The organism is Fuchsiella alkaliacetigena, from assembly GCF_023227765.1.
GTDB lineage: Bacteria > Bacillota > Halanaerobiia > Halobacteroidales > Acetohalobiaceae > Fuchsiella > Fuchsiella alkaliacetigena.
Map to the genome: position 1 here is coordinate 20189 of NZ_JALKBZ010000017.1, position 24859 is coordinate 45047.

Below are 24859 nucleotides of genomic sequence, written 5' to 3' on the forward strand. Positions count from 1 at the left end.
TTAGGTTTTGGAGGGAAGATTATGAAAACTAGGTTAAAAGGAAAGCTAGTAATTATTACTTTAATAATGTTAGTATTATTTGTGACTAATAGCGAAAGACTTATGGCAGTTAGTATTCGGGTGGCCCCGGAAAGATTTATCTTTGATGGTGACCAACCAGTAACTAAAGAGGTAAACGTGATGAATGCTTCCAACCAGACTATCAGAGTTAGAGTTTATACTGGGCCGGCTGCTGAACAAGCAGAAGAACAGTACTTAGGAGACTGGATAGTAGTTTATCCTCCGCAGTTGAGTATTGGCCCTGGGGAGCGACGAGTGGTACGTTTTTCACTTAGACCGCCAGCCGAAGTAGAGGATGGAGAATATCGGTCTATTCTTTATTTTGAAGAACAGCCTCGTTCTGAAGAGGAAACTGAAGATGAAAGCGAAGAGCAAGATGATGTACAAATAGATTTTCAACTCTTAACTAGAATGGGAATTAATCTCTATGGTCAGTTTGGAGAACTGGATTATGCTGGTCAACTGGAAGATTTAGAGCTAGAAAAGGATAATGATCAGTTATTGCTTACATGTAACTTTATTAATCAGAGTAATGCTCATTTAAGAATGAACGTAGAGGCTAAAGTAAGAGATGAAGATGAAAATATTGTTAAAGAGCACAGCTCTAATTTTGTAGTTCACCGCAGTGAGGAAAATACCTTTCAGAGAAGTTTAAATTTGGAAGAAACATTAGCTGGGGGAGAAGTAGAACTGATTTTCAAACAGGATGATCAAGTTATTGAAGAAAAAGAAGTCTCCTTTTGATTAAGTTATCTTAATGCCAGGGAGGAAAGAAGATGTGGGATAAAAGGGTATCCATAGTGCTATTTATTATTTGTTTACTGCTTTATTCAGGTGCTCTTATGGCTCAGGGCCCGGGCTTGCAAATTAGGAATATTCAGGACAGTCTATATGGAGGTGAGGTCTTTACTGGAGTTGAGGAAGTTATAATATCTCCCGATAGTAGCGAAGCACTAGAAGTTGAAGTAAGTAGAGGAGAGCCTGGGGGGGAGTTTGAAGTTTCCTTTCCTGATGATGAAGTAGAGTTGGAAGGGGATCGTAATGGTTTTGTAATTATGGCTACTGATTTTACTACTAATTTAGAAGATAATAAAGGATACTTTGATGAAAATGGAGAGGCTATTTTTACTATTGGAGCTACCTTTAAGGAAATTGCTGAGGGAATTGCTGGTGGAGACTATGAAGGGTCAGCCTTTGTGGAAGTTAACTCTTTAGATTAAGTTGGGAACTATACAGGGTGTGTTAATTAATGCAGAAAAAATATTTGGTTTTAGCAATAATTTTGATTATAGTTATTTTATTTACTATTGTTTTTTCTGTATATCCCCATGAAAGTTTTAGAGAGACTTTGCGAGAAATTACTTTTTCTTTTTTAGGGAAAGAATCTGAAGCGGAAGAGGATAAGGAAGAGGATAAGGAAGAGGATAAGGAAGAGGATAAGGAAGAGGATAAGGAAGAGGATAAGGAAGAGGATAAAGAGCTTCAAGTAGAGGAAGTTATAGAAGAGCCTGAGCAAGTGGAAAGCGAAGATGAGGAAATCAAAAGCGAGGAAACTGAAGAAGCAGAGGTTGAGGAAGAAGATAAGGAAGAGGATAAGGAAGAGGATAAGGAAGAGGATAAAGAGCTTCAAGTAGAGGAAGTTATAGAAGAATCTGCGCAAGCGGAAACTGAAGATGAGGAAATAGAGACTAAAGAAGAAATTGAGGAAGAAGATGAAGAGTTAGAGGAAACAGTAGCAAAAGAAACTGAGGAAATCGTAGAAGAGAAGGTTGCCGAAAGACCAGAGGTTGACATAGGTTATATTCAATTGAAAATTGTTGGCGGAGAAGTCGATTCTTTTTTTGAAGTTAGAATTGATCAAGCCGAAAATGTTTATTTACCTTTAAGTGAAATTTTAGATAAAATGGAATTATATATGTTTAATATTGATTGGGAAGAAGAGCTTGTTTCAGGAGCTATTCCTAATTTTGATAAGAATTACTATTTAGATTTAGATAAAGATAAATTAAAAAGTGGCGATCAAATCTTTGAATTAGATAGTAAACATTACTTTATCGAAGCAGAAGAAATATATCTTAAATATCATCTGTTGGGTGAGTGGCTGCCTTTGACTATTAACTGGGATATATTTTACTATGAAGTTAGTATAAATCCTGAATTTCAATTAGTTAGTCAAATTTTTGCCGAAAGAGAGGAAGCTAGAAAAAATCTAGCAGAAATTGAGGAAGAGGTAGAGCTAGCACAAATTAGCAGATCTTTTTTTGAACCCGGTGTTTTTTATTATCAGAGCGGAATAAGTGGCAACTTAAAGGATAAAGAGTTGAACTATTATGGTTCAACTTTGGGTTATATAGGGCCACTGGCTTATGGTGATTTTAGTAGTGAAATTAGCTTTGCAGATGATGGGGAAATGAACTTGAATTTTAGCAGATTAAGATATCGTCATCTTTTAGATTTAGAAGACTTGGTAATAGGCGATACTAGGTTAAGATATCCAGGACTCTTAAAGGATTCTGAGTCGATTACAGGGGCGAGCTTTAGAAGCTTTGATGCTGGGAATAGATTTGGAGAGACTGAGCTGAGTGGTTATGTTCCGGCTGGCAGTGAAGTAGAGCTTTATTATCGAGGGGTTTTAATTGATTATCAAGAGGAACAGGGAGGCACATATAGATTTGTAGATATCCCTATGCAGGGCTCTCAGAATGTATATGAAGTAGTAGTCTATACTCCTAAGGGAGAGATTTATACTAAAGAGAAACAGGTTGCTTCTCGTCCAGAGCTGTTATCGGTGGGAAGTTATTCTTATCGAGGTGGAGTTGGCAGTAATCAAAGTGGAAAAGTTGCTACTGGAGATCTATATTATGGTTGGAGTGATAACTTAAGTTTAGGTGCTAGTGTTACTACTTTTAAGTCTGATTTTGATAGTTCACGAGAGATTTATTTAGGTAAAAGCTTACTGGCTAAACCTAGTTTAGCGACTTCGGTACTTTTCGATAGCTATTTTGATGTTAATTTAGAAGGGGTAGCTTATAGAGCTAACCTAAATAGACTATTAAATGGTTGGAGTGTAGAAGCAGAATTTCTGGGTTATGAAAATATTAAACCACCGGAAAGAGATTATTATCGGCTTGATGGTGAAAAAGCTTATCTAGACCAAGAAGGAAGTTTAAGCTTCAATAATAGTACTGGGCGTTACAATTTAGACTTAAGTTATCATTTAGCCAATTTTTCGCAAAACTTTAGGCATCAATTAAAAGCTAAATATAGATATAGATGGAGTTTAAGAACCCTAACTAAGTTTAGTAATGAATTGACCTTAGGAGTTGATTCTGAGTGGAATAATCGCTTAAGCGGTAGTATAAATCATTCGGGTTGGGAGAGCTATAATTTACAGGCTTCCACTTCTTTAAACTTTAATGAAGAAGGTTTGGATAGATATAGATTAACAGCGGATTTGTTAAGTAAACGTCAAGAAAAAGAAGACTTTAATTATTCTGTTGGTTTTAGTTTTAGTAATGGTGAGTTGAGTCCTCGGACTAGGGCCCAATATCGTTTTGGAAAAAGACTTACTATGAGCGGTAGTCTTAGCCCTAATTATATTGGTTTTAGTCTTAATTTTAATGAAGTTCGGGAAGCAGCTCCTCCTTTTGAAAGAGTAGATAGCGAAAGACCTAATAGAGGTCGGGTAGAAGGTAGAGTTTTTCTAGATGAAACAGGAAGTGGAGAATGGACAGCAGATAAAGAAGTTCTTTCGGGAGTAAGAATTTCAGTTGATGGCGCAGGAGAAGAAGAGATTCTAAGCGATGAACAGGGTCGATTTTCAGCAACGGATTTAACTCCCTATCGAAGAACTAAAGTAGAAGTAGATGCTACCAGTTTAGATGCTCTTTATGTGCCTATTGAAGAAGAAATTTGGGTAGAGCCAAGACCGGGAGTAGGAGAAGAAGTCAATATTGCTGTAGTACCGATTTCAGGAATAAGTGGCTTTGTGCAAGGATTAGAAGAACTGGATATTTTTCCCGGAGAGGTAGAAGTAGTGTTAAAAGATGAAGAAAAAACAGAGGTAAAACGAAGTTCTTTGGAGTTTGATGGGTTTTATATTATGGAGGGAATTCAACCTGGAGACTATTTGTTGGCTCTTGAGTTTTCTGAAGACTTAGATATAGAAGTAGGAGCCGATAGTATTGAAGTTAATATTCCTTACGGTGAACAGCCAGTCTGGTATAGCGGTCAAGACTTCAACTTGCAAAGCATGGATGCAAATCATAAAGGGAGTGAAGAATGATGAAAAATAAAAGTCTGTCTTTAGGTTTGATTTTACTCCTGACTTTATCAATAATATTACTTAATTCCAGTATAATTATGGCTGAAGATAGTGCTGAATTTGATCTTGAGATTACAATTCTAGAGCCAATTAGTATTGAAATTACCGAAAATATTGATTTTGGATCGGTTTTTCCAGGAGAAGAAGAAGAACAGGTAGGTACTGTTGAAGCTATTGTAGAAGCTGCTCCTGACACTGATTATTCAGTGATACTTAATAATGAAGATAGTCAAGTAATTTTGACATCTGCCGAAACTGAGGATGAAATAACTGTTGATTTAGAGCACGATTCTCGGGGAAGTATAGGTAATCAGGGAGAAGAAGATTTTGAGATTGAGGCTACTATTCCAGCGGCTGAATTAGAAGTTGAATCTGGTGATTATAGTGGTACGGCTGTGATAACTGTAATCAGTGATAATTAAAGTAAACTTTAATTAAATAATTATTATTTGCAATAGTTAATTAATTTGATTGCTTGACTATTTATTATTTAAACTGTATAATAATAGTAAGAGATATTAATAGTGGTTATGTTTGGCAGTTGTTTATACTTAGTTTAGTGGGATCAGATCTGGAATTGTAGGGAGCTAAAAAGAATTTAACTTCCCTAGGCAGTTCTAGATCCTTGATGGGTGCTTTTTTGATAAGCGCTTAGCAATTGAATTTTAAGGAAACTTCAAGGAGACTAGGAAGTATGATCTGTATTTGGTCACCTGGATCATACGGAGTCAGTGGTGAAACCGACCTTGATCTTTTAAGGTTTTTTCTTAAAAGTCAGGGGATCTAGAATCAGGGAGGTGCTTTTAATGATGGATATTAATAAAGTTTTTACTTTGAGTTCTATATTGTTGTTGATAATAATTTTTTTAGCTATACCTAGCTTAGCTTTGGCTGAGGAAGAAGGAACTAGTGAGGACTTTCGAATATTAGTTCAGGTCTTAGCTCCGCAAAGTATTGAGATTGAAGAAGATATAGATTTCGGTGCTGTTTCTCACAACTCAGGTGAAGTAGAAGCAGAAACTACAGCCGAAGTCACGGGTGAACCCGAGACAGATTATTCAGCTAGCATTGAGCATGAGGATGGTATAGTTTTTTTAAATCATTTTGAAAAAGAAGATAGCTTAGAAGTTAAGTTAGTTATTGATGACTCAGAAGTAGGTCCTTTAGATGAGGAAGGAAAAGATAGCTTTACAATTTACGCTACTTTAAAAGAGTTTGACCTTAATCAGACTGCTGGCGAATATAGTGGTATAGCTACTGTTACTATAGCTTATAGTGATTAGTTTTTAAATTTATTGATAAATTAAAATTGAAGATTAGAACAATCTCCTTGTTTATTGAGGGGATTTTATTATTTGGATAATAAATTATATTTTTATCAGGCTTATTTTTGGTTCAAAACTTAAAGATATGATAGGTTTGACGTAATAAATTTATTGATGGCTAAATTTGTCTAGGTAACTTCGTTTTAACCCTTTAAAGTAGCGAGTGGTTTCAATTTAGCTATCGGTTCAGCTAAGCCGGTTTTGACTAAAGAATCAATAACTAAACTGATATCTTTATAGGCTAGTGGTGATTCATCGAGCAGTTTATCGTTAGTGCCCGAAACTACCGTTACTCCCTTAATGCTATTTAAATGTTCTTCTCGGCTGATATCTTGTTTAGCCTGTCTACGGCTCATCTTGCGGCCAGCTCCATGAGCTACTGATTCTAAAGATAATTGATTGCTTTCTGAAGAAGCACTTTGAACAATATAGCTGGCTGTACCCATTGAACCGGGAATTAAAGCTACTCCTCCAGGAGCTAACTTAGTTGCTCCCTTGCGGTGTACTAATAGCTCTTTCTCGGTATCTTCGATAAGATGACTTTCTTTTTTGACTATGTTATGGGCCAGATCATAATAAAGTTTTAAATCACCTCTAGCAGTTGAACCGCCTAAAAAATCACTAACTAAGTTGCGGAGTTGATGAGTAAGCAGCTGTCGATTGGCAAAGGCGAAATTAGCTGCACAGGCCATAGCTTGTAGATAGTAATGTCCTTGCGGTGATTGGATTGGGAAAGAGGCTAAGTTTTTATTAGGTAGCTGGAAATCGTACTTGCTGATTCTATCTTTAGCCGATTTAATGTAGTCTTTAGCAATTTGATGACCAAAACCACGCGAACCAGTGTGAATCATAAATACTATTTGTCCTTCTTCTAGCCTTTCTTCTTCAACAAATAGCTTCTCAATGACTTGGATCTCTATAAAATGGTTACCCGAACCTAAAGTAGCTAACTGCTTTCGACCTCGTTTAAGCGCTTTATTGGAGACCTGTTCTGGATTAGCATTATCTAGTTGTCCTTCCTCTTCAGTGCACTTAATATCGTTGTAGTCCCCAAAGTCAAAATTACCGATTAAAAAAGGTAATCCTTGGCTAACTATCTTTTTAAATTCCTGTTTACTAAACTTAAATTTGGATTTACCACCTAAACCGGCTGAAATATTAGCTCGAAACTCATTAATAAGTCCTCCTAAATGTTCCTTGGCTTGCGAGTATTGTAAATTACTGCTTAATAGTCTGACTCCACAGTTAATATCGAAACCTACCGCTCCGGGAGAGACTATTCCTTCTTCTAAATCACAGGCTAAAACGCCACCAATAGGCAGTCCATAGCCTTGGTGAATATCGGGTAGACCTACTACGCTAACGGCTCCAGGCAGTTTGCTAGCATTGAGTAATTGTTTAAGGGCCGTATTTTCTATTTGTTTATAAATTTCTGGGCTGGCAAAGAGTTTTACTTCGCAATTTCTATCCTCTTTAGCTGCAAAGCTATAGTATTTCATTATTTGAACACTCCTTTCTTGATAATAGTTTAACATTTTTTAATCATAAAGCCAAGCTATGACTGCTCAAAAAAATATCTTTTTATTATGCAAAAACTACTTGCATAAAGCAAATAAATATTGTATAATAAACTTAATATGAAATACGTTTTTATATTATGAAAAGAGAGGTGGAATAGATGGTAAACAGACAAGAAAAGGTACTTTCGGGTTGTGCAATTAGTGGAATTTTAAATAGAAAAGGCAAGAAGTTTTCCGGTAGAGAGATTATAGACTCTATTGCGTTGATGCATGATCGCTCTAACGGCATGGGAGGTGGTTTTGCTGCCTACGGTATTTATCCGGAACGCAAGGATGAATATGCTATTCATTTATTTTATGATGATTTAGAGGCTAAAAATAAAGTGGAAAAATTTTTGAACTGTCACTTTGATATTTCAGTAGGAGAGGTAGTGCCTACCAGAGAGATCAGTAGTATAGAGGACTCTCCTCTGATTTGGCGTTATTTCAGTAAGCCAGAAGAACAAAAGCTCTCAGCGTCAGGTCTGGAGGAGGATGAATATGTAGCTCAGTGCGTAATGAATATTAACTCTGATTATCAGGGAGCCTTTGTAGTTTCTAGCGGTAAAAATATGGGAGTTTTCAAAGGGGTAGGTTACCCGGAAGAAATAGGCGAGTTTTATAAGTTAGAGGAGTATGAGGCTTACTTATGGACGGCTCACGGCAGATTTCCTACTAATACACCAGGCTGGTGGGGTGGTGCTCATCCGTTTACTCTTTTGGACTGGTCTATTGTCCATAATGGAGAGATCTCTTCTTACGGAGCAAATAAGCGTTATTTAGAGATGTTTGGTTATAAGTGTAGTATGATGACCGATACGGAGGCGATTACTTATCTTTTTGATCTGATGTTAAGAAAACATGATTTGCCTTTGGAGGTGGCTGTTAAAGCGGTAGCAGCTCCACTATGGAGTGAGATAGAAAGAATGGAAGTAGAAGAACAACAGCTTGTTAAGTCGATTCGTCAGGTCTATAGTAGTGCTTTGTTGAACGGGCCCTTTTCTATTATTCTAGGTCATCAAAACGGCTTTATTGCTCTCAACGATCGGATTAAGCTAAGACCTTTGGTGGTGGCTGAAGATGAAGAAAGAATCTATGTGGCTAGTGAGGAGTCAGCTATTCGAGAGATATGTGCTGATCCGGATAAAGTTTGGAGTCCTCGCGGTGGAGAAGCAGTGATTGGATTATTAGAAGGAAGGAGTGAGATAGAATGAGTTTAAACTATAGATGTCCAGAGTTTTTGGTGGAGCGGGTAGAGAGTAACTGTATAGAGTGCCAGGCTTGTGAACGACAGTGTGCTAATGAAGTCCACTTTTATGATCAGGACTTTGAGAAAATGAGGGCTAAGGATGAAAACTGCGTGAACTGTCATCGCTGTGTAGTAATCTGTCCTACTAATGCTATTGGAATTAGAAAGCATCCTTCTGAGTATAAGGAGAATCATAACTGGACGGCGGGAATGATTAATAATATTCAAAAGCAGGCTGAAAGTGGGGGAGTGCTGTTAAGCGGAATGGGCAATCCTACTAAAAAGAAGATTTATTGGGATCATCTGCTGCTCAATGCTAGTCAGGTAACTAATCCTTCTATTGATCCTTTAAGAGAACCGATGGAACTAAAGACCTTTTTAGGTCGTAAGCCTAGTAAGTTAGAGTTTGATGAGGAAGAGCAGATTAAGGATTTGCCGCCTCAACTGGAGTTATCAGCGCCAATTATGTTTGGAGCTATGTCCTTTGGTTCGATCAGTATTAATGCCTGTAAGTCCTTAGCTCGAGCGGCTAGTGAGGTAGGAATTATCTATAATACTGGTGAAGGGGGCTTACATGAGGATTTACGTCAATATGGTGAAAATACTATGGTGCAGGTTGCTTCCGGTAGATTTGGAGTTAATCAGGACTACTTAGAGGCTGGAGCTGGAATTGAGATCAAGATTGGCCAGGGAGCTAAACCGGGAATTGGAGGTCATCTGCCGGGAGAAAAGGTAGGGCCCGAAGTCTCTAAAACTAGAATGATTCCTGAAGGAACAGATGCTTTATCTCCAGCTCCTCATCACGATATTTATTCCATCGAGGATTTACGCCAGTTAATATATGCTCTTAAGGAAGCTACAGATTATCAGAAGCCGGTCTCAGTTAAGATCTCAGCAGTGCATAACTCAGCCGCTATTGCTTCAGGGATTGCTACTGCTGGAGCTGATATTATTACTATCGATGGCTATCGAGGAGGTACCGGGGCAGCGCCGACTATGATTCGAGATAATGTAGGAATTCCTATTGAATTAGCTCTAGCAGCAGTGGATGATCGTTTACGGGAAGAAGGTTTGCGTAATCAGGTATCTCTAGTAGTTAGTGGTTCAGTTAGAAATAGTGCTGATGTGGTAAAGGCGATAGCTTTAGGAGCTGATGCTGTCTATATTGCTTCGGCAGCCTTGATCTCTTTAGGCTGTCATATGTGTCAGAGCTGTTATACCGGTAAGTGCAACTGGGGAATTGCTACTCAAGAGCCGGAACTAGTGAAGCGTTTAAATCCTGAAGTAGGCTTTGAGCGAGCTAAGAACTTAATTGAAGGTTGGGCCCATGAGATTAAAGAGATGCTGGGCGGAATGGGAATTAATGCCTTAGAGAGTCTGCGCGGTAATAGATTGATGTTGCGGGGGATTGACTTGACTGATAGGGAGTTGGAGATTTTAGGTGTTAAATTAGCTGGAGAGTAAATTTAATGAAACAATATTGGTATATTGTTTTATGAGAAAAAGTTAATTCAAGGAGGAGTTTCAATGAAGCGAATTTATGCTAAAGAAGAGTACTGTCTAGGCTGTAAACTTTGTGAGGTTTACTGTGTAACTAGTCACTCAGCTTCTAAGGATATTATTAAGGCCCATAAGCTAGAAAGTATTACTCCCCGACTTATTATTGAGTCTAGCGATAACTTATCTTTTGCTTTGCAATGTAGACATTGTGATGAAGCAGACTGTACTAGAGCCTGTATCACTGGAGCTATGCAAAAAGATGAAGAGACTGGAGTAGTCAACTACGATGAAGAAAGATGTGTAGGCTGTTGGACCTGTATTATGGCCTGTTCCTTTGGAGTAATTCGCAGAGAGCAGGCAGGAAAGAAGGTAATTGCTAAGTGTGACCTATGTATTGAAGAGGAGGCACCAGCCTGTGTTACTAACTGTCCTAACGATGCTCTGGTGCTTGCAGAACGAGCAGAAGAAGAGGGGGTGCAGTAGATTTATGAGTTATTTAATTATCGGTAATTCAGCGGCGGGAATTGGAGCTGTGGAAGGTATTAGAGAGGTAGATACTGAGGGAGAGATAACTTTAATTTCTGATGAGCCTTATCATAGTTATTCGCGACCTTTAATCTCCTATTATTTAGCGGGGAAGGTTGAAGAAGAAGGAATGAAGTATCGTCCTGATGACTTTTATGAACAGCATCAAGTAAAGACTAAATTAGGTAAAAAAGTTGTAAGTGTTAATGAAGCAGAGCAGCAGGTTACTTTAGAGTCTGGAGAGCAGTTGGAGTATCAACAGTTACTTTTGGCTACTGGTGGGACTCCTTTTATTCCGCCAATTAAGGAAGCTGATAAGAAGAATATATATACCTTTATTAAGTTAGATGAGGCTAAAGAGATAGCTAGTAAAGTAGAGGAGTTGCAGTTAGAAAGAGCGGTTATTTTAGGAGCCGGTTTAATTGGTTTAAAAGCAGCTGAGGCGTTGAGGCAATTAGGAGTTGAAGTAACGGTAATTGAACTGGCTAATCAAGTGTTAAGCGCTATTTTAGATGAAGAAGCAGCAGCTTTAGTACAGCAGCATTTGGAAGAGCAGGGGATAGAGTTTATTTTTGAGGATACTATTGAGGAGTTTTTAGGGATTGCGGAAGTTGAAGGAGTTAAATTAAAATCAGGTAAAGAGCTTAGGTCTCAACTGGCTATTATAGCTGTGGGAGTAAGACCTAATGTGGAGTTAGCAACTGGGACTGAGATTGAGATAGAGCAAGGAATTGTGGTTAATCAAAAACAGCAGACTAATATAGAGGGTATTTATGCTGCGGGGGATGTCTGCCAGGGCCCTAATCCTCTTCAAAATGAAAACACTGTAGTTCCTATTTGGCCTAATGCTTATAATCAAGGCTTAATAGCCGGTAAAAATATGGCTGGTGAAAGTGCAGAGTATCAGCAGAACTTCCCTCGAAATTCGATTGGTTTTTTTGGCTTATCTATGATTACTGCCGGCTTGATAAAGCCTGAAGACGATAGTTACGAGCTTTTAATAAGTAAGTGTGAAGAGTCTAAGTGCTATCAAAAGATAGTCCTAAAAGATAATCAGATTGTAGGCTTTATAAGGCTTAACGATGTTGATCGAGCTGGAATTTTGACCGGTCTGCTGAAAGAAGGAGCAGATATAAGTAAAGTAAAGTCTGAACTATTAAGCGATAGCTTTGGTTATATTTCTTTTGATGAAGAGTGGCGTCAGGCCAAGATTAGTGAGTAGAGGAGGGTTTAAAGATGGCAAAAATAGATGCGCAAGGAGTTTATTATCGAGAACTAAATGAGCAGGTTAAGGAGTTAGTTGCGGCAGGAGAAAAGGAGATTATTTTAGATAATGTGAATGGGCAGCGTTATATAGGTGATGGTTTGGCTAAAGAAGTGAAGATAGAGATCAATGGTACGCCGGGAAATGACCTAGCTGCTTTTACTGATGGAGTGGAGCTAGTAGTGAACGGTAATGGTCAGGATGGAATTGCTAATACTATGAATGCTGGCAAGTTAGTTATTCACGGCAATGCTGGTGATATTTTGGGCTATTCAATGCGCGGTGGTAAGGTCTATATTAAGGGTGATGTAGGTTATCGAGTAGGTATTCATATGAAAGGTTATCAACAGCAGCAGCCAACTATTATTGTGGGCGGAACTGCTGGCGATTTCTTTGGTGAGTATATGGCGGGGGGACGTTTGATTTTACTAGGTTTGAAGAGCGGGCCCGCTGAGGCTGTAATTGGTAATCACGTAGGAGTAGGAATGCACGGAGGAGAGATTTATATTCGCGGTACTGTAGAAGACTATCAAGTCGGTTTAGAAGTTCAGGTTAGCGAGGCTACTGCGGGAGAGTTAGAGGAGTTAAGAGAGTACTTAGCTGATTACTGTCAAGAATTTGATTTAGATTTAGAGGAGGTAATGGCAGCTAAGTTTTCTAAATTAGCTCCTGTTTCTAGCCGACCATATGGTAATATGTATGCTTATTAGTACTTAGGGTGAGTGTGAGTATTCAACTTCTCACACTCATATTAAGTTTAGCAGTTAGTAATTCTGGATTTGTGTAGGAGGTAAATTATGCGTAAAGCACCTAATAACTTAGTCAAATCTTTAAATAAGGCTATCAATGTTTTAGAGGAGTTAGGGAAGTATGAACATGGTTTAAGGCTAACTGAACTAAGTGATAATTTAGGCTTGCATAAAAGTTCAGTCCATAGACTACTATCTACTTTAGCTTATCGGGGCTTAGTTGAGCAGGAACAGGATACTAATAAGTATAAACTAGGTTTAAAAATTTTTGAATTAGGGAGTAGAATATTTAATGACTTAGAAATTCGAGAGTATGCTAGCGATTATTTAAAAGAAATGGTTGATAGAGTTGGTGAAGCTGCTCACTTAGTGGTTCTCGACCAAGGTGAAGTTCTTTATTTGCATAAAGTAGAAAGCCCTAAAACTATCAGAATGCATTCGGAAGTAGGGAGAAGAGCTTCAGCTCACTGCACTGCGGCTGGCAAGGTGATTTTAGCTTACTTGGCAGAGGAAGAAGTTAATGAAATTCTGGAGATCAAAGGCTTGACTCAGTATACTGAAAATACTATTACTGAAATAGCAACTTTTAAACAGCAGCTAGAATCAATTAGAACTAAAAGTTATGCTATTGATAGGGAGGAGCATCAGCTAGGAATATGTTGCATAGCAGCTCCAATTTTTGATTATACAGAGCAGGTAGTAGCTGCTGTTAGCTTATCGGGCCCGACTATAAGGATTACTAGAGATAGAATTCCAGAATTAGCAACTTTGGTGAAGAAGACTACTCAGCAAATTTCTAGTCGCTTGGGTTATAATAAATAATATTGTGAAGGAGTTGATCGTTAAGATTGACTCTTTTTTAGATAGATTGGATTATTAAGCCAAAATGTATTATAATAAGAGGTACTAACTATTGGAGAAGGTGAAATTGATGTTCTTAAAGTTATTACTCTTATTTAGCTTAGTACCTTTATTTGAATTGTGGTTATTAATTCGAGTAGGAGGTTATTTTGGTTTTTTGCCTACTATTTTGTTAGTGGCTTCGACAGGAGTGGTAGGAGCTTCGCTGGCCCGGAGTCAGGGATTTTTGGTAATTAGTCAGATTCAGGGTAATTTAAACTCCGGTAAGCTGCCGGCAAATAGTTTAATTGAAGGGCTGTTGATCTTAATTGGGGGAGTGATGCTGTTAACTCCTGGTTTAGTGACTGATATTGCCGGCTTTAGCTTAGTCTTGCCTAAAAGTAGAGCTTGGTTAAGGGAGCTACTCAAGCGTAAGTTTAAGGGGTTAATTAAAACTGGTAATGTAAAGTTCAGTGTTTTTGGCCCTCAAAGCTCAAGTAGTACTTATCAGCAGCATCAAGGAAAAGAGGGAAAGGAGGAATGGGATAAAGAAGAGTCTATTGATGTAGACTTTGAAGAGTTAGATGAAGACTAGCTTTAATTAATTTGAAACTAATAACTGATCCTCTTCTTTATCCTGAAGATAGACATGTTTAAATTTGGGATCTTCAGTAGCTTGCTGATACTTTTGGTAAGCCTCTTTACGACAGCTACTACAGACTTCAAAGGGAATAATTAAGACTTTAGCCTGACCTATACTTCGTAAATCAGGTCGAATCGAAGAAATGATTTCTATTAGCCCGGAGCAGTCAGTACAGACCTTGATCTTTAACTGCTGATTTTCTCTAAACTGATCAGTATCGTAAAAGATACTGCGTTGAGTAGTATAGTAGTCAGTGCATTGGAACTCCTTTTGAATATCGCTTTCTTCTTTAAGCTTCCAGGCTGTTCTTAAGGAGTCTACTCGGGCTTTAATTTTATCGCTAATAATGGCGTCCTGTTTTTTAATTTCTGGCTGATAGTCAGGCTCTTTAATATTAAGGTGGTCTAGGCCGGCCATAGCTAGGATAATGCCGATATTAATATAAGGTAGAGCTGACTCAATAGAGTATCCTCCTTGTAAAATTGCTAAGTCAGGATTAAGCTTGGAGTTTAACTCAGCATAACCTTGAGCTGTAATTCGCATTCTAGTTAGCGGATCACTATAGTGGTTATCCTGTCCAGCAGCATTGATTACTAAGTCGGGCTGGAAATCATCTAAAATAGGTAGCACTAAATTATCCAGAGCATAGTGTAGACCCTGGTCAGTAGTATTAGGAGGTAGCGGCAGGTTAAGGGTATAGCCGAAGGCTCCGGGCCCTCCTAATTCTTCCACAGAACCAGTACCGGGAAAAAGAGTTCTGCCGTCTTGGTGTAAGGAAATATGTAAAACATTAGGATCATTATAGTAGATATCCTGAGTTCCATCTGCATGATGAGCGTCGGTATCCACAAAGGCAATTTTGAGCTCAGTGCCGTATTTTTGACGCAAATACTCCACCATAATAGCTTCGTTATTGATAGTACAAAAGCCTCGGCTGCCGGGAACTACTCTAAAGGCATGGTGGCCGGGAGGACGGATAATAGCAAAGGCAGAATCAACTTGTTTCTCCATTACCAATTGAGCCGCCTTAATTGCTCCGCCGGCTGAGATTAAGTGCGGTTTAGTAACTATCTCTTCGGCATTAGGGATGCAGACGTGAGTTCTATTTATATCTGCTAGTGAAGCTACTTCGGGATTATATTCTTTGATTCCTTCGATATCTAAAACTCCCTCTTCTAATACCTGGTCTTTAGTATAAAGCAGTCTTTCTTCCCGCTCAGGATGAGTAGGGGAGATAGACCAGTCCAAAGCTGGAAAAAAGATCAGTCCTAAACTCTGTTCAGCTTTAATATTCATCATAAATGCCCCCTTCTTAATTTATTAGTTAAGCCTGGTTTGATTTGAGCTGTAGCTTCGATTATTTGACCAATGGTGTTAAAGCCGCGTACCATGTTAAAGCTTTGAGCTGAGGTAATCTCTATTTCTGTTTTAGAATTTGGTAATTGTTCTGCTAAGCTTTCTTGGAGTATTTTTTTAGCTGTGGCTAAATCTAATTGCTCTATCTTTTCAGTAATTCCTAACTCAGGTAGTTGATAGTAACCTTGAGCCGTATCGGCATAAAGAGTACATTTTTTAGTAGAACGAGCTAAGGCAGCGCCGATGGCATTAACAATTGGTGAGTAATTAGGAATCAGATAGTCTAATTTTAATTTTTTGGCTAGAGTAGGAATCAAGGCTGCGGCTGGCCCGCCAATTCCCACTAAAGAATTAGGTTTTATTTTAGAGATACTCAGTAGTTCATTAATAGTATAGACTGGCTGATTATTTAGTTTATTCAAAATTTCTGTTACTTTTTCTTCAATCTTAGTACAGAAGAGTTCGACGATTTTAAGAGCTACTTTTTTTACTGTTAATCCTAATTGCTTTGCTAAAGGTTCTAAGCTATTCTTAGCTGCTGCTAATTGACCTTGCTGATCTAGACCTAAGACTACTAGAGCGTCGGTGGGAGTAGGGTCTACCCCTCCATAGGCAGCAGCATTTCCGCGACGCTGTGGAGCAATCTGTAGCTGCTGGTCTACTATCTGTACTAAGCTATCGCCGCCGCAGGCTAGAGATTCGTTGTAGAGACCGCGAACTAGAGTTTTATAGTTGTTGATTTCTACTCCCTGAGGTTTAAATAGTGGCTTTTCATCTATAAATAGAGAGATATCAGTAGTGGTGCCGCCGATATCTAAAGCTAAAGTAGTTCCTTTTAAATCACTAGTAGCTAAGACTCCCATGATGCTGGCGGCGGGCCCGGAATTAATGGACTCAATAGGTGCTTGGAGCGATTCTGTCAAAGACATAGTGCCGCCGTCAGCCTTAAGCACTTGCACAGGAGCTTGAATTCCTAAGTCAGCTAGCCCCTCTTTGATAGCAGCAATAAACTGTTGTTGAGTTTCAAGAACTGCGGTATTCAGATAGGTAGTGGCTGTACGGCGAGGAAAGTTAAGCTTGCCCGAAAGTTGATGTCCTAAGGTGAGTAAATCAAACTCAGGAAACTCATCTTTAATCAGCTTTTTAATTTTTATTTCGTGTTTGGGATTGCGAGGTGAAAACTTGGCGCAGATAGCAACTCTGCTAATCTCTTCTTGGGTAAACTTTTTTAAGGCAGCTTTAACCTCGTTTAAATTTAGAGGAGCTACTTCTCGACCGCGGTGGTCAATAGAGCCGGAAAGCACTTCAGTAGCAGGACTATAGTGATACCAGTCGGGATTTAGTCCGGGCCCGGGTATTATTAATAGTCCTACTGGGGGAAAGTTTTCCTGGGCTATTTGATTAGTAGTTAAAGTAGTGCTAAGATTAACCTGGCTTATTTGATTTGTTTTTTTGGATGAAATTAACTCTCTACAGACCTTGAGAATTGTGGCAGCTAAACTGTCTGCTTCGGTGCTTAATTTCGTACTAGCTAATACTTCTTCATTTTTGATCAATACTCCATCGGTATTAGTACCGCCGATATCTATTCCTAACTTCATTTTTTTCACCTCCACTTCTCTTCTTAAATTAATTCTTTATTTACTTGCTTATTCCTTTAAAAAAGGAATAATTATTAAAAAGCTACCATTAAAGGCAGGATAAATAAGTATAAATATATAATTGTATAGAGTAAGACATTAATTTTAAATATGTTGAATTACATATTTAAAATAAGAAGCCAAGGGAGGTGAATTCTGGTTATAGGTTAAGAAGATCTTTATAACCAGAGCATTACTAATGATAAATGAAGAAAATGAACTTAAACTCGAACAAAAAGATGTTGATTTTCGTAAACAGTTCGTTGGTTTTGATGAAGAAGATGAAGAATTATTAAGCGAATTACGGGGATTATTTGCAGAAAAAGCTGACCAAATAATAGATAATTTTTATCAGGTAATTAATCAGTTTCCCCAAGCCAGAAGTTTTATTGAGGAGCATAGTACGGTAGATAGGTTAAAGGAAGCTCAAAAAGAATATTTTTTAGAGTTAGTAGATGGAAACTATGAGGTTGATCACTTTAATGATCGCTTTAAAATAGGCAAAATCCATGATGAGATTAAGCTAACCCCTGAGTTTTATTTGGGAGCTTATGCTATTTACTATAATGAAGTGCTGCCTATCTTAGCAGAGGAGTATGGAGACAATACTGAAAAAATGATGAAGGTTTTTATGGCCTTTATTAGGATTACTAATTTGGATATGCAGGTAGCTATGGAAAGTTATATCAAGGAGTTTATGGAGTTAAATAGTGTCATTGATACTTTGGAAACAGCTAGCACTAATGTAACCGGTATCTCAGAAGAGTTGGCTATTTCTAGTGATGAAATCAGTCAGGTAGCTGATGCCTTAACTAACAGAATTATTGATATTTCCGATAATAGTCAAGATCAATCGGAGACCGTTGAAGAGGCAGCTACCGAAATTAAGAATTTAGCCGAAATGTCTGAAGAGACCTCAGAACAGATCGAAGAAGCGATTGCTACTATTGAAAAGATAGCCGATCAGACTAATTTGTTAGCTTTAAATGCTACCATAGAGGCTGCTAGAGCTGGAGAGCACGGAAGAGGCTTTGCTGTAGTGGCTCAGGAAGTAAAGGCTTTAGCTGAAGAGTCTACTACAGCAGTAGAAAGAATAGAAAAGATGATTAAAGAAGTTCAGGCCGAAACATTGCGGAGTGCTCGAACTACAGTAGAAATGATTGAAGATATTTCGAATGCTTTTGGTGAAATTGTGGATTCTACTCAGGAGGCTACAGCTGCTACTGAAGAACAGACGGCTACAATTCACGAAATGGCCAATTCAGCACAAACCTTAGCTGATGTAGCTAAAAATATGCAGAGCTTAGTAGAGAAGTTTAAGGATAAGTTATAAAATTTACTATTAAGGCACAGGAGGTAACTTCTGTGTTTTAATTTTTAAATCTAAAGTTATATTTTAACGTTTATGTAAAAAACATTCCAAAGGGATTGCTGATTTTTCTGAAAAATGTTATAATTTTAGATAAGAATTATTTTTAATAAATACTTCATTAACTACATATAATTAAATTTTAAAGAGGGGGAATATTATGTCTGAATTGAAATATGAGGATCAAGAATGGCAAAAGGAAATGAAGATTAGCTTAGATGTTAATAATATGTTTGCCGAGCAGGTTGGGGAAGAGCACGGATTAACTGTCAAAGATGTAGAAAGCTTAGAAAAAAGGTTATTAACAGCTCATGAAGCTATTCAAGAAGCTAAAGCAGCAGGAGAAATGGGTTTTATGGAGCTGCCAGCTGGACAGCAGGAGGTTGTTGAAGAAATCGAAGAGTTAGTAGCAGCTAGGAGAGGAGAGTTTGAGAACTTTGTAGTCTTGGGGATTGGTGGTTCGGCTTTAGGAGCTATTGCTTTAGATACTGCTTTAAATCCTCCCTATTATAAATTAGATTCTGCTACTAGGGAAACACCAAGACTGTTCGTTCCCGATAATGTAGATCCGGCTAGACTAGAGAACTTATTGGCAACTATTGATTTAGAAAAGACTCTCTTCAATGTTATTTCTAAGTCTGGCGGTACTGCTGAGACTATGAGTCAGTTCTTAATAGCTCGTGATTTGGTAGCTCAAGAACTAGGATCAGAAAAGGTAGCTGAACATTTTATTGCTACTACCAGTCGTGATTCGGGTAATTTAATCAAGATTGCTAAAGAAGAAGGAATGCCTACTTTTTATATACCGGAAAATGTAGGGGGCAGATTTTCGGTACTTTCTCCAGTAGGGCTGTTGCCAGCTGCTTTTTGTGGAATCGATATTAAGGAGCTTTTAGCTGGGGCTGAGTATATGGATCAGCTTTGTGCAAAAAAGGAAGTTTGGGAAAATCCAGCTTACTTAAATGCTACTCTTCAATACTTAGCTGATCAACAAGGAAAGTCTATTTCGGTAATGATGCCCTATGTACATGCTCTAAAGGATGTAGCTGATTGGTATAGACAGTTGTGGGCTGAATCTCTAGGCAAGGAAAAAGATAGAAACGGCCAAGTAGTTAATGTAGGTCCTACGCCGATTAAAGCTTTGGGGGCTACAGATCAACATTCGCAGGTGCAGCTCTATATGGCGGGCCCTTATGATAAGGTAATTACCTTATTAGCAGTTGAGGACTACGGAGCCGAAATGGAGATTCCTAAGCTTTATCAAGATATCGAGGGAGTTGCTTATTTAGGTGGAAATACTCTTAATGAGTTAATTCAAACAGAACGCTTAGCTACTGAATTAGCTTTAACTAAAAATCAACGCTTAAACTGTACTATTACTTTGCCTGAAGTAAATGAGTTTACTATGGGTCAACTGCTTTATATGTTTGAGTTACAGACTGCCTTTGCCGGAGAATTATATAATATTAATGCTTTTAATCAGCCAGGAGTAGAACTAGGGAAAGCCTATACTTATGGAATTTTAGGTAGATCAGGATTTGCAGACAAAAAAGAGGAGTTTGAAGCACGGCCTGAAAAAGATGATGGATTTATTGTTTAAACTGTATAAAGATCTAGGAAGAATTTACAAAGAGGATTTACTGAACTATTGAAGAAGTATTACATTAGAAGTATTATATTATTTAATATTTATTAATAAACTTAAAAGTAAGTAAAGACATTTTTAAGAAAGTAGACTATTAGAGTTACAGGAGGGTGTATTGTGAGTCGTAATTCAAAATATGTAGTAGTATTAGTTTTAATAGTATTTTTATTTAGTTTTTATGCTTTGGCTTCAGCTTCAAATTTAGGTATTAGAAATTTAAGAGAAGGTACAGAAGGAGCAGATGTTAAGGAGTTACAAAGTAAGTTAAATGAACTAGGTTATGAAGTAGGAGTTGATGGTCTTTTTGGACCTCAGACGGCTGCCCAAGTTAAACAGTTCCAAAGTGAATATGGATTATCAGCTGACGGAATAGTCGGCTCACAAACTCTCTTTGCTTTAAAAAAGTTGACTGAATTAGTAGAGCATAGAGTACAGCCTGGAGAATCTATCTATATATTGGCTAGAAGATATAATACTTCTATTGCAGAGATCAAGGATCTTAATAAGCTTGATAGTGACATCATAAGGGCAGGACAAAAGTTGAAGATTCCTAGTCCAGCTTTAGGAGGAAGTGGTGGTGAAGAGGTATATATCAATGTTAGTTATCAGGTTAGAGTAGGTGATTCATTATCGGTTTTAGCTAGCAGGTATAATAGCAGTGTAAATAAGATTATGGAAAAAAATAATCTGACTAGCAATAATATTCGAGCTGGACAAGAGATAAAGATTCCACGTCGTTTAGAGCCGATAGATGTTAAAAGAACAGCAGTGACTCAGCAAAGGTCACAGTTTATTTGGCCAGCTCGAGGTAGAATAACTTCCGGTTATGGTTATCGAACTCATCCAATTACTAATCGAAGGCAGCTACATACTGGAATAGATATAGCTTTACCTACGGGGACTCCAGTAAAGGCTGCTGCTAGCGGTCGAGTTATCAATAGTACTTGGTTATCTGGCTTTGGATATACAGTAATTATTGAACATGATGAAGGGAAAGAGACTTTATATGCACATAATTCTCGACTGGTTGTTAATGCTGGCGATGAAGTTCGGCAAGGGGAAGTAATAGCTTATTCAGGCAGTACAGGTCAAAGCACGGGCCCGCATTTGCATTTTGAGATTAGAGTTAATGATAACCCGGTAGATCCTAAGAAAAAATTACCTCGTTAGTTCAATAAAAATTCAAATATACTATTTATGATTTAGAGTTCTGATTTAAAGATTAGAACTCTAAATTTTTTTATTCAATATGCAGGAATTTCTTTGAGTAGTATTGAATATGTTATTTAGTGAGATGTGAAAACAATAACTTTCACAAGGAGATGAGTTTAGATGACTTCAAAAATTAATAATCAAAAGGAGTGAATATATATGAACTGTATTATTTGTGGTGTAGAAATTGAGGAAGGATTTAGGAATACCTGTGATAAATGTGAAAAGGAAGTAGAAGAGTTATCGCAGAAAATATTGGAACCTCGTAAGAAAATTAATTTTGCTAAATTGAAAAGAGAAGAGTATAGTCAGGTTTAACTTGGATTTTTTATTCAGAAAATTCAAATATATATAATTTTGTTTTGATATACTTTTATATTTTTGCTTAGTTATCAATTTATTTTAGTTAAGATTGTGTTTATTGCACAATCTTTTTTATTTTTAAGTTGCATACAGGAAAATAGGCCTTGAGAATAGAATAAAGAATAATGAGAGTAAGTTCTAAATTTAGATTTTAATTTGAGGGGAGGAAAAGCAGATGATAGTTAATAAAAGAATAGTATTACTAATTAGTTTAATAATTCTGCTTTGTTATATATTTTCCTTCTCTGTAATAGCGGAAGGAATGGTAGAAGAAGTTGAATTGTTAGTTGAAGGAGAGACGGTTGTTTCCGATTTAGTAGTTAAGGAAATAGATGATAATCTGCTAATACCTCTGCATATTTTAGAAGATGTTTTTGAGCTTGAAGTTGAATGGCGGGAACTTATTAATACTATTAACATTAGTTATGCAGAACAAGAAATTCGCTTAAGAGTAGGAGAAAAACAGTTTGAAATAGATAATGAAATTAGAGGTTTGAAAACAGCAGTACATAAAGAGGGAGAACAGATTTTTATTCCGGTGCAGTTTTTAACTGAAGTTTTTAATTATAGAGTAGAGTTTAACTCTGGTAACTTAGAAGTAACTGAGGCTTCTATAGAGATTAAAGAGGTTAGTTATGAAGAGACAGAGTTTGGTGAAAAGTTAATGATTAAGCTAAGTGATAAGCCAGAGTATGATATCCAGTCTACAAATAGCCCTGAGCAATTAATGATTGATATTTATGACTCCCGCTTGAGTGAGGGTAGAAGTAATTTAAGCATTAATAATGGGATGATATTCCAGGTGAGAAGTAGACAACCTGAAGTAGATAGAAGTAGAATTATTTTAGATCTTTATCAACCTTTAAGATATAATATAGATACTTATTCAAAAAATGATAGTTATTATTTAAGTTTTAAAGTTAATCCTCGGATTATCGATTTTGAGTACAAGCCTCAACGAGATAACTTTGTTTTAGTGGCTACTGAAGCTTTAACCGATTATCAACAGTATTATTTAGAAGAAGATAATAAGTTAGTAGTAGAGTTTGCAGATGCTTTATTAGATGTAGCAGAAAATAAGTTTTTCTTAGATGATCGGTTATTTAAAGAGGTGCGCTTAAGTCAACATAATGAGAATACTGAAGAAGGTTCTAGTTCAGTGAAACTTGTTTTTAAATTAAATGAAGAGTTTGAGGAATTGAAGGAAGATATTAAATTGGATATTTACTCTGATGAAGAGAGTCCGCAGCGCTTAGTCTTAAGTCCTAAGAGACCTGAAAAAGCAACTGATGATTTTGCTGAGGAATTAGTTGCAGCAGAATCTGAGCAACCTATAGAAGACGAGTTATTTGAGCAGGCTGAGGAATCTAATGTACAAGCTGATGAGCTTGTAGAGCTATATGAAGTAATATTGGCTGAAGATCAAGAAGATATTATTCAGATTAAAACTGATCAGCAGATAGCTCCTTTTATAGTTCCTTTAGAAGAAAACTCTCGTTTAGTATTGGATTTTCCTGGGACTATTTTTAGACCCGTAAAGGAAAGTTTAACTTTAGAAGAAGAATTTATAAAGGAAGTCAGAATAGCTCAGTTCAATAAAGAAATTACTAGAGTAGTAGTTGAGTTAGAAGAGTTGGTCAACTATGAAGTTATGCAAAAAGAAATTGAAGAAGGTTATTTGACTGAGCTAAGCTTAAATAAGTCTGGAGAACAGTCAGTTGATTTGGAAAGTATTGAAGATAAGATAGATTTAAGTGGAGTAGATATTTTCACTGAAGAAGGATTTACTAATTTGCAGATTGATTTAGATAGTGCAGTTAATTATGAAGTTAGAGGTTTTGAGCATCCTGATCGTTTAGTAGTGGATATTATGGGAGCAGTTGCTGATTTAGATAGTGATAAGATTGCTGAAGCTGAAGGTTTAATTGAGGAGGTTAGGGTAAGTCAGTTTACTATAAATCCTTTAGTTACTAGGGTTGTATTTGATTTGGTTGAACCAGTAGCTCATCAGGTTATGTCTGAGATGAAAACTGAGCAGATAGAGCTTAAACTCGAAAGCTCAGTAGATGAGGACTCTATTTTAAAGGATCGTTTGATTGTGGTTGATGCCGGCCATGGCGGAGCAGATCCGGGAGCTATTGGGCCTACTGGAGTTACGGAAAAGGCTGTTGCTTTAAAGATATCTCAAAAGCTAGAACAGTTGTTAACAGAAAGTGGAGCTCAAGTAAAAATGACCCGAGAAGCTGATTATTATGTAAGTCTAGGCTCAAGAGCAGAGTTAGCCAATAGATTAGAAGCTGATGTTTTTGTTAGTGTGCATGCTAATTCTTATAGATCTAATAATATTAGCGGAACTGAGACCTATGTTCATCCTGATGCTCATGGTAATGCGTTATTATTAGCCAAATCTATACAAGATTCTCTAGTACAAGAATTAGGATTAATAGACCGAGGAGTTAAGATGGACCAGCTCTTTGTTTTAAATGAGACCGATATGCCTTCGGTTTTGACTGAAGTCGCCTTTTTATCTAATGTTGAGGAAGAAAAGTTATTAGCTACTTCTGAGTTTAGACAAGAGGCTGCTATAGGGATTTATAATGGCTTGTTGAATTACTTTAACCAGGTATTTGAAGGAGGTAGGAATTAATGAAAGGGCAGAGGAAGTATTTATTTATATTAATTGGCTTTTTACTGGCTTTAGGGTTGATATATTTATCTCTTACTCTTCCAGTTGAGGAAAGCAAAGTAGCTGAAGAAACTAAAGTAGTTAAGCTTTATTTTAGTTATGATCAAGCTCAGAGTTTAAAGGTTGAAGAACGAGAAATAGGTACTAAAGATCTTTATCAGAATATAATTGAGGAATTAAGTAAAGGTCCTACTCAAGAAGAGTTGGGAGCCACTATTCCTGCTGAAACTGAGTTGTTAGCTTGGGATTTAAATGGGGGAGAGTTGAGCTTGGATTTCAATGCTAAATTTCAAACTGATCACCCTGGGGGAAGTGCCGGAGAGATTATGACTATTTATTCGATTGTCAATACTATGGCTCAGTTTGAGGAAGTCGAGCGAGTATTTTTTTTAGTTGAAGGAGAAAAGGTGGAGACCTTAGTTGGTCATATTACTCTAGAAGAGGCTGTTCTTCCTAACTACGATTTAGTAGTTGAATGAAATAAATTTTAATTAATTTAATTTTTGGAAAAGATAATATTAATGATCAGTGATAAAATAATAATTATAGT

General features: G+C 37.2%; 21 protein-coding genes and 1 riboswitch. Of the genes, 18 read left to right on the plus strand and 3 right to left on the minus strand.

From position 1 onward, the window contains the following. Positions 1 to 21: 21 nt before the first annotated feature. From MWH30_RS06775 to MWH30_RS06795, 5 genes are all read left to right on the plus strand, one after another. The gene (locus MWH30_RS06775) at positions 22 to 804 is read left to right on the plus strand and encodes a fimbrial biogenesis chaperone (protein ID WP_248663307.1); all 783 of its coding nucleotides are present in this window, start codon (positions 22 to 24) and stop codon (positions 802 to 804) included. Between the two features lie 32 nt (positions 805 to 836). Continuing rightward, positions 837 to 1280: a DUF4402 domain-containing protein gene (locus tag MWH30_RS06780; protein ID WP_248663308.1), complete on the plus strand. Its 444-nt coding sequence runs from the start codon at positions 837 to 839 to the stop codon at positions 1278 to 1280. A gap of 29 nt (positions 1281 to 1309) precedes the next feature. Further along, positions 1310 to 4345 (plus strand): hypothetical protein, encoded by a 3036-nt coding sequence (locus MWH30_RS06785; protein WP_248663309.1) that lies wholly within the window; start codon positions 1310 to 1312, stop codon positions 4343 to 4345. Next, on the plus strand, positions 4345 to 4806 hold the full coding sequence (locus MWH30_RS06790) for a hypothetical protein (RefSeq protein WP_248663310.1): 462 nt from the start codon (positions 4345 to 4347) through the stop codon (positions 4804 to 4806). The genes MWH30_RS06785 and MWH30_RS06790 overlap by 1 nt, the downstream gene beginning before the upstream one ends. 249 nt (positions 4807 to 5055) lie before the next feature. Continuing rightward, positions 5056 to 5139, plus strand: a riboswitch (cyclic di-GMP riboswitch). A gap of 51 nt (positions 5140 to 5190) precedes the next feature. Further along, positions 5191 to 5667, plus strand: a complete 477-nt coding sequence (locus MWH30_RS06795) for a DUF4402 domain-containing protein (protein WP_248663311.1) — start codon at positions 5191 to 5193, stop codon at positions 5665 to 5667. 185 nt (positions 5668 to 5852) lie between these two features. Here MWH30_RS06795 and MWH30_RS06800 read toward each other — a convergent pair whose 3' ends face one another. Then, entirely contained in the window at positions 5853 to 7208 is a 1356-nt protein-coding gene (locus tag MWH30_RS06800) for an RtcB family protein (protein ID WP_248663312.1), read from the minus strand. A 179-nt stretch (positions 7209 to 7387) separates the two neighbouring features. Here MWH30_RS06800 and MWH30_RS06805 point away from each other — a divergent pair, with 179 nt between their 5' ends. The 7 genes from MWH30_RS06805 (at position 7388) to MWH30_RS06835 (ending at position 13990) form a co-directional block, all read left to right on the plus strand. Next, the gene (locus MWH30_RS06805; protein ID WP_248663313.1) at positions 7388 to 8482 is read left to right on the plus strand and encodes a class II glutamine amidotransferase; all 1095 of its coding nucleotides are present in this window, start codon (positions 7388 to 7390) and stop codon (positions 8480 to 8482) included. Beyond that, positions 8479 to 9981 carry a glutamate synthase-related protein gene (locus tag MWH30_RS06810; protein ID WP_248663314.1) on the plus strand — a complete coding sequence of 501 codons (1503 nt, stop codon included), beginning with the start codon at positions 8479 to 8481 and terminating at the stop codon, positions 9979 to 9981. Before MWH30_RS06805 ends, MWH30_RS06810 begins: the two co-directional genes overlap by 4 nt. Positions 9982 to 10044: 63 nt before the next feature. Continuing rightward, the gene (locus MWH30_RS06815; protein ID WP_248663315.1) at positions 10045 to 10500 is read left to right on the plus strand and encodes a 4Fe-4S dicluster domain-containing protein; all 456 of its coding nucleotides are present in this window, start codon (positions 10045 to 10047) and stop codon (positions 10498 to 10500) included. A gap of 4 nt (positions 10501 to 10504) precedes the next feature. Then, a complete protein-coding gene (locus MWH30_RS06820) occupies positions 10505 to 11764 on the plus strand; it encodes an NAD(P)/FAD-dependent oxidoreductase (RefSeq protein WP_248663316.1) in 1260 nt (419 codons plus the stop codon). 14 nt (positions 11765 to 11778) lie between these two features. Then, positions 11779 to 12516 (plus strand): GltB/FmdC/FwdC-like GXGXG domain-containing protein, encoded by a 738-nt coding sequence (locus MWH30_RS06825; RefSeq protein WP_248663317.1) that lies wholly within the window; start codon positions 11779 to 11781, stop codon positions 12514 to 12516. 87 nt (positions 12517 to 12603) lie between these two features. Next, positions 12604 to 13377, plus strand: coding sequence for an IclR family transcriptional regulator (locus MWH30_RS06830; protein WP_248663318.1), 774 nt, complete (start codon positions 12604 to 12606; stop codon positions 13375 to 13377). Between the two features lie 109 nt (positions 13378 to 13486). Continuing rightward, positions 13487 to 13990, plus strand: a complete 504-nt coding sequence (locus MWH30_RS06835; RefSeq protein WP_248663319.1) for an FxsA family protein — start codon at positions 13487 to 13489, stop codon at positions 13988 to 13990. Between the two features lie 6 nt (positions 13991 to 13996). On the opposite strand, the gene MWH30_RS06840 is transcribed toward MWH30_RS06835, so the two are convergent. Then, the gene (locus MWH30_RS06840) at positions 13997 to 15334 is read right to left on the minus strand and encodes a histone deacetylase family protein (protein WP_248663320.1); all 1338 of its coding nucleotides are present in this window, start codon (positions 15332 to 15334) and stop codon (positions 13997 to 13999) included. Continuing rightward, positions 15334 to 16995 carry a hydantoinase/oxoprolinase family protein gene (locus MWH30_RS06845; protein WP_248663321.1) on the minus strand — a complete coding sequence of 554 codons (1662 nt, stop codon included), beginning with the start codon at positions 16993 to 16995 and terminating at the stop codon, positions 15334 to 15336. The genes MWH30_RS06840 and MWH30_RS06845 overlap by 1 nt, the downstream gene beginning before the upstream one ends. 238 nt (positions 16996 to 17233) lie before the next feature. On the opposite strand from MWH30_RS06845, the gene MWH30_RS06850 reads away from it, so the two are divergent. The 6 genes from MWH30_RS06850 to MWH30_RS06875 all read left to right on the plus strand — a co-directional run bounded on the left by MWH30_RS06850 (position 17234) and on the right by MWH30_RS06875 (position 24788). Next, positions 17234 to 18367 (plus strand): globin-coupled sensor protein, encoded by a 1134-nt coding sequence (locus tag MWH30_RS06850; RefSeq protein WP_248663322.1) that lies wholly within the window; start codon positions 17234 to 17236, stop codon positions 18365 to 18367. A gap of 196 nt (positions 18368 to 18563) precedes the next feature. Continuing rightward, on the plus strand, positions 18564 to 20003 hold the full coding sequence (locus MWH30_RS06855; RefSeq protein ID WP_248663323.1) for a glucose-6-phosphate isomerase: 1440 nt from the start codon (positions 18564 to 18566) through the stop codon (positions 20001 to 20003). Positions 20004 to 20165: 162 nt separating this feature from the next. After that, positions 20166 to 21218, plus strand: coding sequence for a peptidoglycan DD-metalloendopeptidase family protein (locus tag MWH30_RS06860; protein ID WP_248663324.1), 1053 nt, complete (start codon positions 20166 to 20168; stop codon positions 21216 to 21218). 201 nt (positions 21219 to 21419) lie between these two features. Continuing rightward, positions 21420 to 21578, plus strand: a complete 159-nt coding sequence (locus tag MWH30_RS06865; protein WP_248663325.1) for a hypothetical protein — start codon at positions 21420 to 21422, stop codon at positions 21576 to 21578. 220 nt (positions 21579 to 21798) lie between these two features. Next, positions 21799 to 24270, plus strand: coding sequence for an N-acetylmuramoyl-L-alanine amidase (locus MWH30_RS06870; protein WP_248663326.1), 2472 nt, complete (start codon positions 21799 to 21801; stop codon positions 24268 to 24270). Beyond that, positions 24270 to 24788 (plus strand): GerMN domain-containing protein, encoded by a 519-nt coding sequence (locus tag MWH30_RS06875; RefSeq protein ID WP_248663327.1) that lies wholly within the window; start codon positions 24270 to 24272, stop codon positions 24786 to 24788. The genes MWH30_RS06870 and MWH30_RS06875 overlap by 1 nt, the downstream gene beginning before the upstream one ends. Positions 24789 to 24859 lie beyond the last annotated feature (71 nt).

Coding starts and splice junctions, on each gene's coding strand:
- MWH30_RS06775 (WP_248663307.1), top strand. CDS start 22: ATGAAAACTAGGTTAAAAGGAAAGCTAGTAATTATTACTTTAATAATG.
- MWH30_RS06780 (WP_248663308.1), top strand. CDS start 837: ATGTGGGATAAAAGGGTATCCATAGTGCTATTTATTATTTGTTTACTG.
- MWH30_RS06785 (WP_248663309.1), top strand. CDS start 1,310: ATGCAGAAAAAATATTTGGTTTTAGCAATAATTTTGATTATAGTTATT.
- MWH30_RS06790 (WP_248663310.1), top strand. CDS start 4,345: ATGAAAAATAAAAGTCTGTCTTTAGGTTTGATTTTACTCCTGACTTTA.
- MWH30_RS06795 (WP_248663311.1), top strand. CDS start 5,191: ATGATGGATATTAATAAAGTTTTTACTTTGAGTTCTATATTGTTGTTG.
- MWH30_RS06800 (WP_248663312.1), bottom strand. CDS start 7,208: ATGAAATACTATAGCTTTGCAGCTAAAGAGGATAGAAATTGCGAAGTA.
- MWH30_RS06805 (WP_248663313.1), top strand. CDS start 7,388: ATGGTAAACAGACAAGAAAAGGTACTTTCGGGTTGTGCAATTAGTGGA.
- MWH30_RS06810 (WP_248663314.1), top strand. CDS start 8,479: ATGAGTTTAAACTATAGATGTCCAGAGTTTTTGGTGGAGCGGGTAGAG.
- MWH30_RS06815 (WP_248663315.1), top strand. CDS start 10,045: ATGAAGCGAATTTATGCTAAAGAAGAGTACTGTCTAGGCTGTAAACTT.
- MWH30_RS06820 (WP_248663316.1), top strand. CDS start 10,505: ATGAGTTATTTAATTATCGGTAATTCAGCGGCGGGAATTGGAGCTGTG.
- MWH30_RS06825 (WP_248663317.1), top strand. CDS start 11,779: ATGGCAAAAATAGATGCGCAAGGAGTTTATTATCGAGAACTAAATGAG.
- MWH30_RS06830 (WP_248663318.1), top strand. CDS start 12,604: ATGCGTAAAGCACCTAATAACTTAGTCAAATCTTTAAATAAGGCTATC.
- MWH30_RS06835 (WP_248663319.1), top strand. CDS start 13,487: ATGTTCTTAAAGTTATTACTCTTATTTAGCTTAGTACCTTTATTTGAA.
- MWH30_RS06840 (WP_248663320.1), bottom strand. CDS start 15,334: ATGAATATTAAAGCTGAACAGAGTTTAGGACTGATCTTTTTTCCAGCT.
- MWH30_RS06845 (WP_248663321.1), bottom strand. CDS start 16,995: ATGAAGTTAGGAATAGATATCGGCGGTACTAATACCGATGGAGTATTG.
- MWH30_RS06850 (WP_248663322.1), top strand. CDS start 17,234: ATGATAAATGAAGAAAATGAACTTAAACTCGAACAAAAAGATGTTGAT.
- MWH30_RS06855 (WP_248663323.1), top strand. CDS start 18,564: ATGTCTGAATTGAAATATGAGGATCAAGAATGGCAAAAGGAAATGAAG.
- MWH30_RS06865 (WP_248663325.1), top strand. CDS start 21,420: ATGAACTGTATTATTTGTGGTGTAGAAATTGAGGAAGGATTTAGGAAT.
- MWH30_RS06870 (WP_248663326.1), top strand. CDS start 21,799: ATGATAGTTAATAAAAGAATAGTATTACTAATTAGTTTAATAATTCTG.
- MWH30_RS06875 (WP_248663327.1), top strand. CDS start 24,270: ATGAAAGGGCAGAGGAAGTATTTATTTATATTAATTGGCTTTTTACTG.